General features: G+C 51.3%; 22 protein-coding genes. 9 read left to right on the top strand and 13 right to left on the bottom strand.

Annotated elements, in window-relative coordinates; translation table 11 throughout:
• Window positions 1–2: 2 nt before the first annotated feature.
• Window positions 3–791 carry an alpha/beta hydrolase family protein gene (locus AF331_RS00220; protein WP_053427713.1) on the bottom strand — a complete coding sequence of 263 codons (789 nt, stop codon included), beginning with the start codon at window positions 789–791 and terminating at the stop codon, window positions 3–5.
• Window positions 792–936: 145 nt separating this feature from the next.
• On the opposite strand from AF331_RS00220, the gene AF331_RS00215 reads away from it, so the two are divergent.
• The 3 genes from AF331_RS00215 (at window position 937) to AF331_RS00205 (ending at window position 3524) form a co-directional block, all read left to right on the top strand.
• Entirely contained in the window at window positions 937–1908 is a 972-nt protein-coding gene (locus AF331_RS00215; RefSeq protein ID WP_082346836.1) for an ABC transporter substrate-binding protein, read from the top strand.
• A gap of 61 nt (window positions 1909–1969) precedes the next feature.
• The gene (locus AF331_RS00210; RefSeq protein ID WP_053426253.1) at window positions 1970–2737 is read left to right on the top strand and encodes an ABC transporter ATP-binding protein; all 768 of its coding nucleotides are present in this window, start codon (window positions 1970–1972) and stop codon (window positions 2735–2737) included.
• Window positions 2727–3524 carry an ABC transporter permease gene (locus tag AF331_RS00205; RefSeq protein WP_053426252.1) on the top strand — a complete coding sequence of 266 codons (798 nt, stop codon included), beginning with the start codon at window positions 2727–2729 and terminating at the stop codon, window positions 3522–3524. Before AF331_RS00210 ends, AF331_RS00205 begins: the two co-directional genes overlap by 11 nt.
• Here the strand turns inward: AF331_RS00205 and ytkD are convergent.
• The 3 genes from ytkD to AF331_RS00190 form a co-directional block, all read right to left on the bottom strand.
• A complete protein-coding gene (gene ytkD, locus AF331_RS00200) occupies window positions 3511–3972 on the bottom strand; it encodes an RNA deprotection pyrophosphohydrolase (RefSeq protein WP_053426251.1) in 462 nt (153 codons plus the stop codon). The two genes, AF331_RS00205 and ytkD, sit on opposite strands and share 14 nt — an antisense overlap.
• Before the next feature lie 92 nt (window positions 3973–4064).
• Entirely contained in the window at window positions 4065–4388 is a 324-nt protein-coding gene (locus AF331_RS00195) for a hypothetical protein (protein ID WP_048014518.1), read from the bottom strand.
• 57 nt (window positions 4389–4445) lie between these two features.
• Complete coding sequence (locus AF331_RS00190; RefSeq protein WP_231578934.1) at window positions 4446–4835, bottom strand: phage holin family protein; 390 nt, start codon at window positions 4833–4835, stop codon at window positions 4446–4448.
• 205 nt (window positions 4836–5040) lie between these two features.
• On the opposite strand from AF331_RS00190, the gene AF331_RS00185 reads away from it, so the two are divergent.
• Window positions 5041–5286: a DUF6154 family protein gene (locus tag AF331_RS00185; RefSeq protein ID WP_053426250.1), complete on the top strand. Its 246-nt coding sequence runs from the start codon at window positions 5041–5043 to the stop codon at window positions 5284–5286.
• 49 nt (window positions 5287–5335) lie between these two features.
• On the opposite strand, the gene AF331_RS00180 is transcribed toward AF331_RS00185, so the two are convergent.
• Window positions 5336–6634, bottom strand: coding sequence for a hemolysin family protein (locus tag AF331_RS00180; RefSeq protein ID WP_053426249.1), 1299 nt, complete (start codon window positions 6632–6634; stop codon window positions 5336–5338).
• Window positions 6635–6729: 95 nt separating this feature from the next.
• Entirely contained in the window at window positions 6730–6903 is a 174-nt protein-coding gene (locus tag AF331_RS00175; RefSeq protein ID WP_053426248.1) for a putative motility protein, read from the bottom strand.
• 148 nt (window positions 6904–7051) lie between these two features.
• Between AF331_RS00175 and ytzI the strand changes: the two genes are divergently transcribed.
• Window positions 7052–7237 carry a YtzI protein gene (gene ytzI / locus AF331_RS00170; protein ID WP_053426247.1) on the top strand — a complete coding sequence of 62 codons (186 nt, stop codon included), beginning with the start codon at window positions 7052–7054 and terminating at the stop codon, window positions 7235–7237.
• Between the two features lie 47 nt (window positions 7238–7284).
• Here ytzI and AF331_RS00165 read toward each other — a convergent pair whose 3' ends face one another.
• Window positions 7285–7758 (bottom strand): S-ribosylhomocysteine lyase, encoded by a 474-nt coding sequence (locus AF331_RS00165; protein WP_048007366.1) that lies wholly within the window; start codon window positions 7756–7758, stop codon window positions 7285–7287.
• Between the two features lie 190 nt (window positions 7759–7948).
• On the opposite strand from AF331_RS00165, the gene yidD reads away from it, so the two are divergent.
• From yidD to AF331_RS00145, 4 genes are all read left to right on the top strand, one after another.
• Window positions 7949–8191, top strand: a complete 243-nt coding sequence (yidD, locus tag AF331_RS00160; protein WP_053426246.1) for a membrane protein insertion efficiency factor YidD — start codon at window positions 7949–7951, stop codon at window positions 8189–8191.
• Between the two features lie 148 nt (window positions 8192–8339).
• Window positions 8340–9317, top strand: coding sequence for a metal ABC transporter solute-binding protein, Zn/Mn family (locus AF331_RS00155; protein WP_053426245.1), 978 nt, complete (start codon window positions 8340–8342; stop codon window positions 9315–9317).
• Window positions 9318–9427: 110 nt separating this feature from the next.
• Window positions 9428–10786, top strand: a complete 1359-nt coding sequence (locus AF331_RS00150) for a cytochrome ubiquinol oxidase subunit I (RefSeq protein ID WP_053426244.1) — start codon at window positions 9428–9430, stop codon at window positions 10784–10786.
• A 14-nt stretch (window positions 10787–10800) separates the two neighbouring features.
• Window positions 10801–11832, top strand: coding sequence for a cytochrome d ubiquinol oxidase subunit II (locus tag AF331_RS00145; RefSeq protein WP_053426243.1), 1032 nt, complete (start codon window positions 10801–10803; stop codon window positions 11830–11832).
• Between the two features lie 284 nt (window positions 11833–12116).
• Here AF331_RS00145 and AF331_RS00140 read toward each other — a convergent pair whose 3' ends face one another.
• The 6 genes from AF331_RS00140 to AF331_RS00115 all read right to left on the bottom strand — a co-directional run bounded on the left by AF331_RS00140 (window position 12117) and on the right by AF331_RS00115 (window position 17175).
• The gene (locus AF331_RS00140; RefSeq protein WP_053426242.1) at window positions 12117–12650 is read right to left on the bottom strand and encodes a 2'-5' RNA ligase family protein; all 534 of its coding nucleotides are present in this window, start codon (window positions 12648–12650) and stop codon (window positions 12117–12119) included.
• The gene (locus AF331_RS00135) at window positions 12650–13168 is read right to left on the bottom strand and encodes a DinB family protein (protein ID WP_053426241.1); all 519 of its coding nucleotides are present in this window, start codon (window positions 13166–13168) and stop codon (window positions 12650–12652) included. Before AF331_RS00135 ends, AF331_RS00140 begins: the two co-directional genes overlap by 1 nt.
• Before the next feature lie 17 nt (window positions 13169–13185).
• On the bottom strand, window positions 13186–13962 hold the full coding sequence (locus AF331_RS00130) for an SDR family oxidoreductase (protein ID WP_053426240.1): 777 nt from the start codon (window positions 13960–13962) through the stop codon (window positions 13186–13188).
• Window positions 13963–14146: 184 nt separating this feature from the next.
• Window positions 14147–14590, bottom strand: a complete 444-nt coding sequence (locus tag AF331_RS00125) for an NUDIX domain-containing protein (protein WP_053426239.1) — start codon at window positions 14588–14590, stop codon at window positions 14147–14149.
• A gap of 19 nt (window positions 14591–14609) precedes the next feature.
• Window positions 14610–15716, bottom strand: coding sequence for an o-succinylbenzoate synthase (gene menC / locus AF331_RS00120; RefSeq protein WP_053426238.1), 1107 nt, complete (start codon window positions 15714–15716; stop codon window positions 14610–14612).
• A complete protein-coding gene (locus AF331_RS00115) occupies window positions 15706–17175 on the bottom strand; it encodes an o-succinylbenzoate--CoA ligase (protein ID WP_053426237.1) in 1470 nt (489 codons plus the stop codon). The genes menC and AF331_RS00115 overlap by 11 nt, the downstream gene beginning before the upstream one ends.
• Between the last annotated feature and the right edge of the window lie 22 nt (window positions 17176–17197).

Raw genomic sequence — 17197 nt, 5'->3', positions numbered from 1 at the left:
GGTCATTCCCCCTCGTGTTTTTTCATCCACTCACACATCCCTGCGACGATCTCCTGATTCTTCCGAGGCGGGAAGTAATGCGTGTATGCTTGATAATACTGTGTCTCAACCTCTTTCCCCATCTCCCTCAGTCCCGCTTCAAGGCGGTGCGCATGTTCGATGGAGACGTTTTGATCCTGTTCACCGTGAATGATCAGGACCGGTGCCTTCAGGCGATCAAGGTGGAAGAGCGGTGTCCTCCACTCGTAACGCTCGGGTACTTTCTTCGGGGTCCCGCCGATGACGCGCTTCATCATGCGACGCAGATCGACCCTCTCTTCGTATGTAAGGAACATATCCGTCACCCCTCCCCAGGAGACAACGGTAGCAACATCCGGCCGTTCAATGGCCGTCAGGAGGGCCATCACCCCGCCACGGGAGAATCCGAACACATGGATCCCACCCGTGACCCTTGGATGATCTTGCAGAAGGTCCACACCCGATACGGCATCCTCACGATCATCCCCGGCAAAGTCCTCGCTTCCCTCTCCGCCGAGGTTACCCCGATAATAAGGGGCAAAGACGATGAAGCCGTGGGAAGCAAACTGGCCGATCCGCGCAGGCCTCACCTTCCCCACTCCCTTGATTCCTCCCCTTAAGTATAGGAATCCCGGGTACCCGCTGCCGTTTGCCGGCTCCGCAAGCATCCCCTTCACCTTCAAACCGCCAGACATATACGTCAACTCGAACATCCTCACCGACGGGTTCGGGGAAGGAAATTCATATTTTTGGATAATCGTCCCGTTTTTCATCATCTCTTCCTTTCCCATGGGTATTCACACATATTTTACCCCAAACATACAATGGTTTAGCAAATGAAAACCGTTGCGTGACAGGTGAAATGTCGGTCATGCAGTAAAGGAGGAAACGGCTGTGAAAAAGTGGATACGGACCGGCATGGCAGTCGCCGGGATTGCTTTATTGGCCTCAGGCTGTGGGAAACAGGCAGAACCCCTTGAAAAAGTGCGTGTAGCTGAAGTCACCCGCTCGATCTTCTATGCTCCGGAATATGTAGCGATCGAGAAAGGGTTCTTCGAAGACGAAGAATTGAATGTCGAGCTGAAAACCACCTGGGGCGGGGACAAGACGATGACGGCGCTCCTGTCGAACGGGGCCGACATCGCCCTTGTCGGATCGGAAACGTCCATTTATGTCCACGCCCAGGGCTCGGATGACCCGGTGATCAACTTCGCCCAGCTCACCCAGACCGACGGTACCTTCCTTGTCTCCAGGGAAAAGGTGGAGAACTTCGAGTGGGATCAGTTGAAGGGAACGACCTTCCTCGGCCAGCGTAAAGGCGGCATGCCGCAGATGGTCGGCGAATTCGTGCTGAAGGAGCACGGCATCGATCCGCACAAGGATCTCGACTTGATCCAGAACATCGATTTCGCCAATGTGGCGAATGCCTTTGCATCCGGTACAGGTGACTATGTACAGCTGTTCGAACCGACCGCTTCCATCTTCGAGAAAGAAGGAAAAGGCCATATCGTCGCCTCATTCGGAACCGAGTCCGGTCATGTGCCTTATACGACCTTCATGGCAAAAGAAAGCTACATGAACAAGAACGACGAAACCGTCGATAAGTTCACCCGGGCCCTCTACAAAGCACAGCAATGGGTGGATCAAGCCAGTGCGAAAGAGATCGCCGATGTGATTGCACCGTACTTCGAGGATACAGATCCCGCCATCATGGAAACCGTCGTGGACCGCTACAAATCACAAGGCTCCTATGCTACCGATCCGATCCTCGATCAAGAAGAGTGGGAAAATCTCCAGAACATCATGGACGAAGCGGGAGAACTGCCGGAGAGGATCGATCACGATACGCTCGTGAATACGTCGATTGCCGAAAAAGCATCCAAAGAATAGCTAGGATCGGGCTGACGGATGTGTCAGCCCTTATTACGTATCAGACAGGAGGGGTTCACTATTGAGGTTTTTATCGTTGGATTCCATCAGCCATACGTACTTTTCCTTGAAAGCGGCCAATTCCGCCATCGAGGATGTTTCCCTTCACGTGGATGAAGGTGAATTCATTTCGTTCATCGGACCGAGCGGGTGCGGCAAGACCACCCTCCTTTCCATCATCGCGGGTCTCATGGACCCGACGGAGGGATCCGTGAATCTCGAAGGGCGCCCCATTTCCGAGAGAAGAGATCTGACTGGATACATGCTTCAGCAGGACTATCTCTTCCCCTGGAAGACGATTGAGGAGAATATTTTGATCGGTCTGTCCATCAAGGGCACCGTCACGTCCGAGAAAAGGAAAGAGGCCACTGCCCTTTTGAATGAAATGGGCCTTGAAGGGGTCCAAAACCTCTATCCGAGGGAACTGTCGGGAGGCATGCGGCAGCGGGCCGCCCTGATCAGGACGCTCATCACCGAGCCGAGGCTCCTTCTCCTTGATGAACCCTTCTCCGCCCTCGATTACCAGACGAAGCTGAAGCTTGAAGATCTTGTCTTCACTACATTGAAGTCATTCGGGAAGACCGCGATCCTCGTTACCCATGACATCGGTGAAGCGATTGCCATGAGCGACCGCATCTATCTGTTCGCAGCCAAACCCGGACGCATCCATGCGACCTTCGAGGTTCCAGCCGGGTTGCGCGGGCAAACACCGTTTGATGTCAGGAACCACGATGATTACCCTGCATTTTTCCAAATGATATGGAAGGAGCTTGAAAGCCTTGACGCGTGATACGCATCAAAAACACAAGGAGTATATTCAGAGCCTGAAAAAAGAAAAACGCCTGGTATGGCTTTACCAAGGCTTGATCTTCATTGTATTTTTCGGGGCATGGGAGGCGGCGAGCCGGCAGTCCTGGATCGACCCCCTCATCTTCAGCTCCCCGACGAAAATATGGCATCTGTTCCTGGAGAAACTTTCAGATGGAAGTCTCCTCACCAATCTATCCGTGACCTTGGGGGAGACGGTGATCGGCTTCATCCTGGGCACGCTGCTCGGGACACTCCTCGCTGCCCTTTTATGGTGGTCTCCCTTCCTCTCGAAGGTTCTGGATCCGTATCTTGTCATCCTGAATGCCATGCCGAAAGTGGCACTGGGTCCGATCCTCATCGTCGGTCTCGGACCGGGGTTTACATCGATCATTGCCATGGGGACGATCATTTCCGTCATCATCACGACGATCGTGGTGTATACCTCCTTCCGTGAAGTCGATCCCAATTACCTGAAGGTGATGCACACATTCGGCGCAAAGCGCAGCCGCACGTTCAAGGAAGTGATCCTCCCTTCCTCGTTCCCTACCATCATCTCGACTTTGAAGGTGAACGTCGGACTTTCATGGGTGGGGGTCATCGTGGGGGAATTCCTCGTATCGGCCAAGGGACTTGGGTATATGATCATTTATGGTTTCCAGGTGTTCAACTTCACCCTGGTCCTCATGTCCCTTCTCGTGATCGCCATCTGCGCCACCCTTATGTATAAAGTCGTTGAACTCATCGAGAAGAAGCTTATCCGTTCGTGATCTTCTTCAGTGCCAATTCAATGACACGGTCCTTCATGATGAAACTGAACGATGGGTCATCCTGTATCCCGGTCCAGTCTCCATTCCACAGGAAGATCCCATCCGTTTCAAGATAGTCCTCCTTGTCGATGATCTCTGTCACTTCCCCGAAAAAGATCGTCTTCACGAAAGGGGCGTCGCCATGCACCTTGTATTCCCCGATGAAGGCGGGTTCCGTGATGACAGCCCCCGTTTCTTCATACGTCTCCCGTATGGCCGCTTCCTCCAGGGATTCCCCTTCTTCCCTCTTCCCCCCGGGGAATTCGAGGCCCCTCTTTTTATGACGGGTGAACACCCAGTCTTCACCATGCCTGCAAATGACGAGGACATGCCCGGATTCCGGGGAGAAGGCATCCCGTCTGTATGAAAAGTGGACGTCCAGTCCGTTTGCATCCTTGAATTGTTCCATTATGCTTCACCTCATTCTTTCTACCATTATAACCACAAATAAAAAGGACCGGTCCACCATAAAAGCTCTGGTGGACCGGTTTCATGTTTAGGTCAGTCGGAGGATTTGAGGATTCCCATGCTTTCGATGAAGGTACGGGCTTCTTCATCCCCCAATCGATGGAGGGTCTCGTATACGCGATGAAGATTTTCATCGTACGCATCATTTTCCCGGTCGAAGTGATATTGGACATAGGGCACGTGAGCTCGGTAAAAGTTCTGCCAGCTCACCGAATGGTTGGAGTCGAAGATCTCACGCAGCCCGGTGATTTCTTCATCCGTAGCAGAGATCTTGAAGTTCCACGGGGAATCCGTCGAGCTCCTTGAGATCTCACCAGTCGCGACTTCAATATAATAGTCATTCCGTTCTTCCTGCAAGCGGTCCACCCCTTTTCATCTTTCTATCCTCATTTTCCTCAATATCACATTTTCTATTCATTTCCCTCTCTTTTTCAGGATTTCCACGGCCTTCTTCAAAAATTCCGGGACTGGCACCCCTGCCCGTCCGACATTTTCGATGATGGAAATCATTTCGTTGCAGATATAGAAAATGATGGTCGCATTACGAATAAAGTACTGATCTGACAATATAGTATCTAATAAGTGCGCGACAGTCACCAGGGCGAAAATCAGGACCTTACGGGCAATCCCCTTGAGACCAAATCGGCTCGAGAGTTTTCCTTCTATGGCACCTGCGATGACGCCGGTGAAATAATCGAGGATGACCACGGCAACCAGAAAGGTCAACAGGGGGTTCCATTCACCGAATAACTGGATGATGTAGGCCCCCATTCCCGAGCCTGCCACCAATAATACTCTTTCCAAATGTAAGCATCTCCTTTCCGTAAACCTCGCTTCCATATGCATCAAGAACTGGCACTCCAGCTCATATCCATTGATCATGGGAATGGAGCAAAATGATTAGTTTATATCGGGGGTGGGTAATGACAAAAATAGAGTTGTCCCCACATAATATGTGGAGTAATTGAGAAGGGTTCGTGATAGAATGAACATAAGGGAGGTGAAGCGCATGAAGCTGATCGAAGAGATTTATGAAATGTACCGCGGCAGGATTAAAGGTACCGATGAAGATTTGGATCTTATTGCCCTTACCATCCTTGAAGATACCTCACGGGAAGAACTTCTTGAGATGCTGAATGAGCTGGAAACCGGGGAACTGGAATACTTCTTCCGTTTATACATATTTGAAACCTTGAAGGAAAGATGGTCCAAAGGGACAGGACGCGAGCCTGCCGGGAACAAGAGCTATCATTAAGGTGAAAGGCAAAGAAGCTGACCCCCCGGAGGTCAGCTTCTTTGCCTTTTCATTCATCGCCTGGCAGGGTGATCAACACCCGATTGATTCTCTTTTCGTCCACTTCGAGTACTTTGAAGGTGATCCGCTCAAACTCCACTGCCGTACCCGTTTCGGGGATCTCGCCAAGCTCGCTGATGATGAAGCCGCTCACTGTATCAAACTCCCCGCTCGGAAGATCGGTCTCGAGGATCCGTTCAGCGTCATGAAGATTCATCGTCCCATCGAATTCATAGACCCTCTCATCGATCTGCTCATACCCCTCTTCATCATCATCATACTCATCATAAATATCTCCGACGATTTCCTCTAACAGATCTTCCAACGTCACGATCCCGGCCGTGCCGCCGAATTCATCCAGCACGACGGCCAAATGGACTTTGTTCAACTGCAGGTCCCGGAACAGTTCATCGGTCATCCTCGATTCTGGGACAAAATAAGGAGAACGGCTCACCCGCTTCAGATCGAAGTCTTCCTTTACCCCCGTCTCCATATACTGAAGGATATCCTTCACATGGAGCACGCCCGTGATATGATCGATATCTTCTTCATATACGGGAAAGCGCGTGAACTTCTCCTGATTCACGAAATGGACCACATCCTCGAAGCCCGCATCGGCCGACAGGGCCGTCACGTTGGTGCGGTGGACCATGATCATGGAAACCGTTGTATTATCGAACTCAAATATATTGTTGATCATGGTCTTCTCTGTATCCTGGATGGTCCCCCGCTCCTTGCCCACATCCACCATCATGCGGATTTCTTCCTCGGTGACCTCTTCATCATGTGCATCAGGGTCGATCCCGAATAATCGCAGGATGCCGTTCGTCGACAGCGTCAAGAGCTTCACAAATGGATACGTCAGAGCAGACAGGATCGACAGTGGCCTCGCCACGAACATGGAGATCGGCTCCGGGCGCTGCATGGCGATGCGCTTCGGCACAAGTTCTCCGATCACAAGGGTGAAGTAGGACAGGATGATCGTGATGATCACGACAGACACGGTTTCAAGGATCCTCTGGGAAAGGGGGACACCCCAGTCATGAAGCAGATCTGCCATCCTTCCCGCAAAGCTTCCTGCAGCGAATGCGCTCGCCAGGAAACCTGCAAGGGTGATGCCCACCTGGATGGTGGCGAGGAAGCGGCTCGGCTCAGCAAGCAGGTTCACGAGCAGCCCCGCTTTTTTATCCCCCTGCTCCGCAAGCAGTTTGATCTTCGTATCATTCATGGAGATCAGGGCGATTTCAGAAGCGGCAAAAAAGGCATTGAGGATCATTAGGATGAGCAGGAATAAAAGGTCGATTGACAATCTGGGTTCCTCCGATCTCCAGTGGATTTACCCGTTAGTATGTACTCTTTCCCCCAGCCTACAACAAAAAAAACGCCTGGATACCCAGACGCTCCTTACCCTTTTTGATCGATCACGGTGCCTTTATGAGGGTGTGATGCTTCTTTCATGTCCTGTAGCATGACGACCGCCTGCGCTGCCTGGGTGGCCATCTGAGTCTTCATTAGGCTGAGACTCACCGTATGCTGCAGCTCTGCTACCTGACGAGCCATGATGGATGATAGGTTCATGATTTAGCCTCCTTTGCATATGGTAAGCATATCAAACAGAATTTCCTTCAAAAAGGAAAAATGGAAAAATAGTCATAAAGTTGTTGATATTCCATCTATAATGAAGCGCTTTCTATGATAAACTAGCGGAAAAAGGAGGGGTGTCATTATGTCAGTGACTTTAGTGCTGATCATTTCCATCGCCATCTGCATCCTCGTGATCTTCATCAGTGCCCTCACGACGTCAAAGGCCTATACATCTGTCAAACATACCGTGGATCCCATTGAAAACAATCCGCATCTCGAGCATATGGAAAAGGAAGACAATCAAAAGAACGAAGAGCCGAAAACATGACGCTCCTCCCCATATAAAAACCCCGGCATCCGCCGGGGTTTCCTGTTTTACGCAAATACCTGCTTAAGGTCTTCCTTGCTTTGACCCAACCAGAATTTCATCAGTTTTTTCGCTCCATCCAGATCATGAAGCTTTGCCTGGCCGCATTGTTTTTCATTGGCTGCAGGAATTTCCTCGATCGTGATGGCATCTTCCATCGTAGCGTGAAGAAGATCAATGATCTCTTCCACAGTCGGCTCACCGCTCACCACGAGGTAATAGCCGGTTTGGCATCCCATCGGGGAAATGTCGATGATATCGAAGTGCTTATATGGCTCAGCATATTCACGGATCGTGAAGGCGAGAAGATGCTCAAGAGTATGGATGGTATCCGGCTTCATGGCCTGCTTATTCGGCTGACAGAAACGGATGTCGAACTTATTCACAAGTCCGTCGCTTCCCACTTTGTGAACGCCACAGTGGCGGACATATGGTGCTTTTACTGCATTATGGTCCAATTCAAAGCTTTCTACTGAAGGCATTGATTCATCACTCCTATTTTGGATTCTCCATCAGTATACCGTAAATTCAAAGTTATTTCATCAACTTAATCCGGATTAACTCTCACCCATTTTCTGTTTTCCCGGAAGATCCCATCCTAAACAAACTTTTTTGGCAAGGCGGGGCTTTCTGCTATAGTAAAGGAAACTGAACCCGGAAGGACCACGCGTGATGAAACGATTACTTCTCATCTTATTCAAGATCTATCAAAAAGTCATTTCACCCCTTAAGCCTCCCACCTGTCGCTTTTACCCGACCTGCTCCCATTACGGCATCACGGCCGTGAGTCGGTTCGGTGCCTTGAAGGGCGGGTATCTGACGGTGAGGCGCATCGTGAAATGCCACCCCTTCCACCCGGGCGGCATCGATGAAGTACCCGAAGAATGGCCCCCTAAGAAGGATCATGTCCACTAGGCATGGTCTTTTTTTCTTGACGCGAATGGGCGGGCAGCAATGGCGGGCATACTGAGTAGAAAATAATACTTGCGCTTCTGGAAGAACGATAGTAAAATAACCAATGTGCTAAATCGTAATCATTACAGTTTATAAAGGAGGTTCTCTTTTGAAGTATATTCGTAAAAGTTGGCTCATTGCCCTTGTGCTCATTTTATCAGCTTGCGGTGCTTCATCTTCGGATGGAGATGGGAAGAAAAAAGATGTTCTGGAGGTACATACCACGGTGTATCCCCTTGAGGACTTCACCAAACGGATCGGTGGTGATCACGTAAAAGTGGAGAGTGTTTATCCACCTGGATCTGATGAACATTCCTACGAACCATCTCAAAAGGATATGATCGACATGGCCGATGGGGATGTATTCTTTTATATCGGACTGGGACTGGAAGGCTTCGTAGACAAATCAAAATCCATCCTTGAAAACGAAGATGTGAAAGTCGTGGCAACAAGCGAAGGGATCGACCTCGAATCCCATGAGGGGCACGATCACGATGCCCATGAAGAGGGGGAAGATCATGAAGAGGAAGGGCATGACCACGGAGATGACGGTCATCATCACGGAGATACCGATCCACATATCTGGCTCGATCCCGGATACGCCCAGCAGATTGCTCAAAATATCGCGGACACCCTTTCTGCCGAAATGCCTGAGCACAAAGATGAGTTCCAGTCGAATCTCAAAGACCTTGACGCAGATCTGAAAAAGCTCGATGAAGACTTCCACGAAATGGCCGATGCCGCTCCGAAGAAGACCTTCTTCGTTTCACATGCGGCCTATAACTACTGGGCCGAGCGCTATGGACTGAATCAAAAATCGATCGCCGGCTTGAACACTTCGGATGAGCCTTCCCAGAAAGAGCTGAAGGCCATCATCGATCAAGGAAAGAAAGAAAACATCCAATACATCATGTTCGAACAGAATGTATCGTCCCGCCTGACAGAGGTCGTCCAGAAGGAGTTGGGTGCAGAAGCCCTGACGCTTCACAATCTCGCCGTTCTGACCCCTGAAGATGAGAAGAACAAAGAAGACTATTTCTCATTGATGAACCGGAACATCGATACGCTCAAAAAAGCATTGTACTGACATAAGCGGCCTCGTGCCGCTTTTTTTGTTATGTCTGCCTCCGATTTTTCCATGCATATTCCCTTTCCATTTCGTGGACAATAAGGAAAACATGCAAGGGAGACATACATATGGATGAATTAGTGATTGCAAGGTCCATGTTCGGTACGACCATGGCCTTTCATATTATCTTTGCAACACTTGGCGTCGGGATCCCGCTGATGATCCTGATCTCCGAAATCGTGTACCAACGGACCAATGATCTTGATTACCAGATCATGGCCAAAAGGTGGACGAAGGCATTCGCCGTCCTCCTGGGCGTCGGGATTCCCACAGGGACCATTGCCGGGGTCCAGCTTTCCTTATTATGGCCTGGCTTCATGGAAGTCATCGGACGGGTCATGGCCCTCCCGTTCCAGATCGAAATCTATGCGTTCTTCATTGAAGCCCTTTTCATGAGTATCTATGTATACGCAGCCAACCGGATCGCTCCTTGGATGAGGATCGTCAGTCTTGTCCTGGTCTGTGTCGGCGGTCTTGCTTCCGCCGTCCTGATCACCAATGTCCATGCGTTCGAAGGCACTCCTGCAGGCTTTGAGATGATCAACGGGGAAATCCGGAATGTTGAACCTTGGAAAGCATTCTTCAACCCAAGCTTCTTCGTAACAGCCGGACATGTCGCTCTATCCGCCTATGTGGTCGGCTCATTCACCATCGCTTCCGTATCGGCATTCAAAATGCTTCGTAACCCGTTCGGATCCAGGGTGTATAAGTTCCATCAGAAGTCTCTGATGATCTGCCTGGCCGTCGGGGGGGTCTTTGCACTGCTCACAGCATTGAATGGCCACGAGTCAGCTCAAAAGCTGCATGAATATCAGCCTGAGAAACTTGCTGCAGCAGAAGGGTTATTCGAAACCCAGGATCACGCCCCCCTTTCCATCGGTGGCTTCACCGATCGTGAAAACCAGGAAGTGAAATGGGGGATCGAGGTCCCGTGGGCGCTGAGCTTCCTTGCCGGCAACAGTTTTGATACCGAAGTCATCGGACTGAATGATTTTCCAGAAGAATACTGGCCACCGTTATTCGTCCACACCCTTTTCAACGCAATGGTCGGAATCGGTTCCCTTCTCATCGTCATCGCCCTTGGAGCTTTTGCATGGAAGAAATGGTTGAAGAAGGACCGCTTCCCGAAATGGATGATGTGGGTATTCGTGGCGGGAGGCCCCCTATCGATCCTTGCCATCGAGTTCGGTTGGATCTTCGCCTGTACCGGACGCCAGCCCTGGACCATCTACCGTATCCTGAGTACAGAGGACTCCGTCACGACAACGGGGAATCTCGCCGTGCTGTTCGGACTATTCATCACGATCTATGCGATCCTCGCCGTATCCGTGGTGCTTGTGCTCCTTTACTACTTCAAACGGAATCCACCTGAAAAGGATATCCAAAAAGCCGAGGGCAAACAAAAAGACATTCCATTATCCACTTGATCGGAGGTGCACTCATGACCCAATCACTCATAGCCATCATCATACTCTGGGGATTCGTCTTCATCTACGCCGTCATGGCCACGATGGACTTTGGTGCCGGATTCTGGTCGATGTTCTATATCAATAATGAAAAAACGAAGGCGACGAATATCGCCAACCGCTATCTGTCGCCGACATGGGAAGTGACGAATACCTTCATCGTCGCCCTGGTCGTTGCTGTCTACAGCATGTTCCCAGGCGCCGCCTACTCCCTCGGGACGGTCCTTCTAGTCCCCGGGAGCCTGATCCTTCTACTCTTGGCCATACGAAGCGCCTTCCTGGTGTTCTCCCATGTGGCGGACGACTATTATAAACCGCTGACCTACATCACCGGGATCACCGGTATCCTGATCCCGGGTCTGATCATCAGCGTCCTGCCGATTTCCCACGGCTCGTACATCGACTTCGACAACGGCCAGGAGCTGGATTTAGGGAAACTTTTCACCAGCCCGCATGAATTTGCCTTTTTCGGCTTTGCCGTGGCCAGTACCCTGTTCCTTTCATCCCTGCTTCTTGCCGACTACTCCAAAACGTCGAAGGAATATGAAGCCTTCAAGGTCTACCGCAGGGATGCCATGATCATCGGCCCGATCTCCGTCCTTATGGCCTTTTTGATCATGTGGACCATGAAATCCGAAGCAACATGGCTCTATGACCGGATGCTTGAGGACCGTAATCTGCTCCTCATTTCCCTCCTTGGGTTTGTCATCGCCGGAGCCGCCCTTTTCCTTCCCACCAATAAGGAAGGAATGAAGGGGATGCCCCGCGTTGCCGTCATTGCGGTCATTTGCCAGTATGTCATCGCGAGCTACGTTTACGGCAAGGCCCATCTTCCGTATATCATTTATCCGGAAGTGACGGTCCAGTCAGGCTTTACCGATCCCGACTCTTTCAGGGCCGTCTTTTTCACCTACATCGCAGGGTTCATCATCCTATTTCCAGGCTTCGTCTATTTCTGGAGCTTGTTCATGAATGATAAGCGTTACTTGCGGCAAAAAGAAGACTGAATCCAAAAAGGGACCTATTAATGTCGAACATGATAAGTGTAGGTTTTTCATATCGCTCATGATTTGTGTGCAAGACTTCGCTTTCCGCGGGTAGCCCGTCAGCCTCCTCGGCAAGCATGAGGGGAGCCACTCTTCCCGCCGGATTCTACGTCTTGCACTCCAATCAACCGCTGGAAACAATATAAATCGTTATGGAACACATTAAAAACCCGAATTCATTTGCCTGATCCTACGCAAATGAATTCGGGTTTAACTATGGGTAAAACACGTTTGTATGCTCAACTTCAAGCAAAGGATACGGTGGCAATCTCCGGTGCTTCCCCCGGTAGCCTCAGATCAAGGAGGGAAAGGCCCGCGATCGTCCCTTGAGGGATTTCCCGATCCTTTACGAGCTTAAATGCCTTCAGCTGCTCGTCGGTCGAAAGGCGGTTGGCAATCGTACAGTGGGGGATCCATCTCCCGGGACGATAAAGGGAAGATTCATTCCCGTCAGGGGGCAGGAATTGTTTGTGAAAGTCGCGATGAAGAGCGGTCAATTCTTCTGAAAGTACAGGAGAATAATAAAGGATCCCGGTATGGATGAACGAGCCGATGCTCGCAAGCCTGACCTCAATCGGTGGATGATTCCTGTAATAGTGAACAAAATCCTGGGAGAATCTTACCGGATCCAGCTGTTGAACGTCTCCCAGCGTGATATGGGGACGCCTGTCTCTTACTTGTGAGGCATAGGCACTGATCTCCTTTTCCTTCAGCTCATCCCATACCTCGATGATTGCCCTCTCAAGTTCCGGATTGAAAACGGCGACGACTGCGTACATCAGTTGGACTCCCTCTTCTTGAGCTCTTTGACAATCAAACGGATCTGTCCCCGATGATTGAGCTCATCCTCGAACACGTGGAACCACTTGAAATAGTGATTGGCCGGATGATCCCAGCCAAATGAGGATTGCCTGTCGAGCCACTCATCCCCGACCCCTGCAAATAATTCCAGCGTCCGCTTACGCACTTCAGCCAGACGGTCCACATAAAAATCCGGCTCATTCCCTTCGTTTGGCATAAGGTCAATCCCTGCTTCCAGCCGGTTCCATTCTTCATCGTTCAAGTCCCTGTCACCGAACGTCATGATTTGAAAGGCTTCTTCCACACTGGCCATATGCAGGAGGAGCATACCGATTGTATTGTCACAGCCTGCTACCTTTGTATCGAGCTGCTCCACTGTCAACCCTTCCACTTCCCGAAGCGTGGTGTACCTTGTGTATTCCATCATGGAAACCAGCCTGCCAACCTCGGGTTCAAACGGTTCAACCTTTTCAATGATGTATCTTCTTTCAGCCATATTCCAACTCCTCCTCCCTATTTCCCTATAAATCCGCCTTCGGAGCGGAGAACCTGCCCCGTCACCCATCTGGAATCCTCAGAAGCCAGGAAGCGGATCAGGCGCGCTGCATCTTCCGGTGTCCCGATGCGGCCGGATGGAAAGAGAGGGAGGAGATTCTCCCTGATCTCATCGGTGATCCATCCTGAATCGGTCGGACCGGGATCAACGCTGTTCACCGTGATGCCCACCGGGGCAAGTGCTGTAGCCAGGGGCTCCGTTATGGCCGTCAGCATCCCTTTGGTAGCCGTATAGGCAAGATTATGCGGGTCCGGGCCCTTCGACACCATGAATACGATGCGTCCGTCCTCTGCTCCGGCATATACTTCTTCGAAACGCCTGGCAAACTCCATCGACAGCATGATCGTCCCCCGGTTGTTCACCTGATAATGCATGTCTAGCGTCTCCATCCTCATCGTCCTGAAATCAGTTGGCGACTCATAGGTCGCATTATTGATCAGCACACGTGGCAACCCCAGGCTCTGTGTGGCCGTTTGCAAAATGAGCGCCGGTGCATCCTGCCTGCTCAGATCCGCTTCCATATGAGCGGTGCGGACTCCAAGGCCCTCCAATTCCTTTGCAAAGACAGAAGGGAAGCCCTCTTCTTTACCGCATCCATCTTCTCCGTCATATGTACCCCAATGCGTAAAGAAGATGTCCATTCCATCCCGGGCAAGGATCCGGCAGATGGCTGCCCCTATTCCTTTATCGCGGCTCACTCCGGTGACGAGGGCAATCGGTAATGATCCCTTCATATCTACCCCTCCTTTTCAATACTACCCTAGCAGATGCGTATGAGAACACGGACGCATCTCATCTGCCTGAATTTCCGAAAATTACGACAGGTGTCCATTTTATCATAATGACGCACTTCCGGGTGTAAAAAACAGGAATCTCCCTTTGCACAAAAAAAGCAGATCATCGCTGACCTGCTCCCCATCAATTGATATCGCCCAAATACACCCCGGAGCGATGGCCTTTTATGTATTCTCCCAGCGCTTTTGGATAAATCCGTAGGCCGTCCCACTCATCAAGCCTCACCCATTCGATCCCCACTTGATGGCTGTCGGGATTCGTCGGCTCGTACCCCTCTTCACCAAGGAGATGACATTCGAAGTAGAACTCCACCTGTTGAAATCCGGCGTCGAAGGCATGCTCATGGTTTTTTCCGATATATTCCCTCACATGCTTCAAAGGGCCGACCCTCACCGAGCTTCCGATCTCTTCTTGACATTCGCGGACAACGGCTTGCTCCAGTGTTTCACCTTTTTCCTGTCCTCCACCGGGGAAAAGATAGAAGAATCCTTCTTCATCCCGATTTTTTGTGAGCAGGACCGCCCCTTCCTTCATGATCAGGGCCTTGGCTGAATTGCGTATGCTCATTATCCCTACCCTCTTCCTTTTATTCCGTGATGATTTCTTTGTGGAACGTTATTTCCTTCATGCGCCTCTGATCCAGCTCCACACCGATGCCCACTCCGTTTTTCCTCAGGATCCTACCATGTTGCACCGTGATCGGTTCTGTAATCAGATCCTGTTCCCAGTAGGTGGCCGAGGAGGAGAGATCGCCGGGCAGGTTGAACCCTTCGAGGGTGGATAAAACGATGTTATGGGCACGGGAGACGCCGAATTCGATCATCCCGCCGCACCAGACGGAAAGCCCGCTTTCAAGACATTGGTGATAAATATCAAGCGCCTGTGAATATCCCCCTACCCGTCCGAGCTTGATGTTCACGACACCGCATGCCTGCAAGGCAATCGCGCTTTTCATATCGTGGGGGGAGACGATGCTTTCATCAAGGCAGACCGGCGTGGAAAGCTCTTTCTGAAGCATCGAATGCTCGACGATGTCATCAACGCCAAGAGGCTGTTCGATCATCAGGAGACCGTATCGATCCAGCTTCTGCAGAGCCGGCAGGTCATGGAGGGTGTAGGCGGAATTGGCATCTGCCATGAGAGGCAGATCAGGGAACGTCCTGCGCAGCTCCCTGACGATCCCCTCGTCTTCACCCGGGGAGATCTTGATCTTGATACGCCCGTATCCTTCCTCCATCAGCTCAGACGTGCGCTTGACCATCTCTCCCATGTTCCCTGCAGGCACAACGGCTCCAGCGAGCACTTCCTGCCTCGTGCCTCCGATCACGGCCCAGAGGGGCTGTCCGGACTGACGGGCATAGAGGTCCCAGATGGCCATTTCAAGGGATGCTTTTGCCATGGCATTTCCTCGGACCCCGCTGAATAACCGGCCGCATTCTTCAGGATGGCGTAGGTCCGCTTTCAATAAGAGGGGGATCAGGACATCCTTCAGGATATGATAGGCCCCCTTGACCGTTTCCTCCGTATACCACGGGGTCGAGAAGGCCACGCATTCACCAAGTCCTGTAATCCCTTCTAAATCCACTGCTTCGATGATGATCCCTTCTCTTTCTGCTACCGTCTGCAGATGGGTCGTAAACGGCTTTTTAAGCGGCATGCTGACAACGGATAGTGCAATGGATTTAAGCTTCATCGTAGATCCCCTTCAGCATATTTTCTTTAAGCACCCTTCTGAGGAGCTTATTGGAAGCATTGCGGGGCAGCTCCCCGACAAATACGATCTTTTTCGGACATTTATAGGAAGCGAGGGCAGCTTTGCATCCCTTCATGATCTCCTCTTCAGTCATGGGACGGTCCGTCACAAGGAAAGCACATGGAACCTGCCCCCACACTGGATCATCCATGCCGATGACGCCTGCTTCCGTGACACCCGGGATACCCAGCAGGACACTCTCGACTTCAGCCGGATACACATTCTCCCCACCGGAAATGATCAGGTCCGATCTTCTGTCAAGAACATAAAGGAACCCCTCTTCATCCACATAGCCGATATCCCCTGTGAAGAGCCATCCATCTTCAAAGCTTTTTTCATTTGCTTCAGGGCGCTCATGATACCCCATTGTCACATTCGGACCCTTGACCATGATTTCTCCCTCTTCCAGCGGTGCTGCCGCTCCCTTGATCTTCAGTTGGGATGGGAAAAGGGGTTTTCCGGCAGAACCAAGCTTCGAAAGGCTGTACTCCGGTGAAAGGGTGACGATCTGAGAAGAGGTTTCGGTCATCCCGTATGATTGGAACACGGGAACTCCTTTGTCCTTGCATGCCTGCAGAAGGGGAAGCGGAGCCGGACCGCCTCCCAAAAGCACGCAGCGGAGATTTTCATGATACCCGTCCCCGATCCTTCCCATGAGGCGCTGGAGCATGTTTGTGACAACCGAGATGATCGTCACCCGCCCGGATTTCAGTTCCAGGTCGATGGCATCCTCGTCGAATGAGGCGTGGAGTCTGACCTCCATGCCATAGATGATGCTCCTCATGAGGATCGAGAAACCGCTGATATGGAAGAGGGGGACGGCACAGAGCCATACATCCTTCTCACTGGTACCAAGATTCAAGGAGGATCCGATGGCACTCCACCAGTGATTCCCATACGTCTGCAGGACCCCTTTTGGCGAACCGGTTGTCCCCGATGTATACATCACCGTGCAGGTGTCATCAAGATTTGTATGGTCCTTCGGGGCATAGGGGCGCTTGTCTCCTGTAAAAAGGAGGGAAAGACTGATGCCCTCCACCTCAAGGGAGTTTGCCTTCTCTGCAAAGTCCTCATCGTGGATGACGTGTGTGAGGGCCATATCGCGTACTTGGAAGGTCAATTCTCCAGCGCCGAGCCGATGATTCAGCATCACGGCAGCCATACCGAGCTGATGCACGGCGTGGACCGCGATGATGGATTCAATGCGGTTTTTGATCATGAGGCCGATGAAGGCAGGCTTCGTGCCGTCCAACAACCGATTCAGGCGCTGAGCCGCCTCCTCTGCCTCATGATCGAGCTCACGGAAAGTGAGGCTGCGTTCATCGGAACTCACGGCCGTGCGATCCGGCGTCAAAAAGGCCCGCTGCTTCAACCAATTGGGCAGCATTTCTGTGGTCATGGTACATTCTCCATTCTGTTGA

The sequence above is a fragment of the Rossellomorea marisflavi genome (genome assembly GCF_001274775.1).
In the GTDB taxonomy this organism is placed as follows: domain Bacteria; phylum Bacillota; class Bacilli; order Bacillales; family Bacillaceae_B; genus Rossellomorea; species Rossellomorea marisflavi.
This window is presented reverse-complemented; position numbering and strand designations above follow the sequence as displayed.

Bases quoted from the DNA above. Each gene is read 5' to 3' on its own strand.
- AF331_RS00220 (WP_053427713.1), bottom strand. From the start codon at position 791: ATGAAAAACGGGACGATTATCCAAAAATATGAATTTCCTTCCCCGAAC.
- AF331_RS00215 (WP_082346836.1), top strand. From the start codon at position 937: ATGGCAGTCGCCGGGATTGCTTTATTGGCCTCAGGCTGTGGGAAACAG.
- ytkD (WP_053426251.1), bottom strand. From the start codon at position 3,972: ATGGAACAATTCAAGGATGCAAACGGACTGGACGTCCACTTTTCATAC.
- AF331_RS00185 (WP_053426250.1), top strand. From the start codon at position 5,041: ATGAAGCTGATCGAAGAGATTTATGAAATGTACCGCGGCAGGATTAAA.
- AF331_RS00175 (WP_053426248.1), bottom strand. From the start codon at position 6,903: ATGAACCTATCATCCATCATGGCTCGTCAGGTAGCAGAGCTGCAGCAT.
- ytzI (WP_053426247.1), top strand. From the start codon at position 7,052: ATGTCAGTGACTTTAGTGCTGATCATTTCCATCGCCATCTGCATCCTC.
- AF331_RS00165 (WP_048007366.1), bottom strand. From the start codon at position 7,758: ATGCCTTCAGTAGAAAGCTTTGAATTGGACCATAATGCAGTAAAAGCA.
- yidD (WP_053426246.1), top strand. From the start codon at position 7,949: ATGAAACGATTACTTCTCATCTTATTCAAGATCTATCAAAAAGTCATT.
- AF331_RS00150 (WP_053426244.1), top strand. From the start codon at position 9,428: ATGGATGAATTAGTGATTGCAAGGTCCATGTTCGGTACGACCATGGCC.
- AF331_RS00145 (WP_053426243.1), top strand. From the start codon at position 10,801: ATGACCCAATCACTCATAGCCATCATCATACTCTGGGGATTCGTCTTC.
- AF331_RS00140 (WP_053426242.1), bottom strand. From the start codon at position 12,650: ATGTACGCAGTCGTCGCCGTTTTCAATCCGGAACTTGAGAGGGCAATC.
- AF331_RS00135 (WP_053426241.1), bottom strand. From the start codon at position 13,168: ATGGCTGAAAGAAGATACATCATTGAAAAGGTTGAACCGTTTGAACCC.
- AF331_RS00130 (WP_053426240.1), bottom strand. From the start codon at position 13,962: ATGAAGGGATCATTACCGATTGCCCTCGTCACCGGAGTGAGCCGCGAT.
- AF331_RS00125 (WP_053426239.1), bottom strand. From the start codon at position 14,590: ATGAGCATACGCAATTCAGCCAAGGCCCTGATCATGAAGGAAGGGGCG.
- menC (WP_053426238.1), bottom strand. From the start codon at position 15,716: ATGAAGCTTAAATCCATTGCACTATCCGTTGTCAGCATGCCGCTTAAA.
- AF331_RS00115 (WP_053426237.1), bottom strand. From the start codon at position 17,175: ATGACCACAGAAATGCTGCCCAATTGGTTGAAGCAGCGGGCCTTTTTG.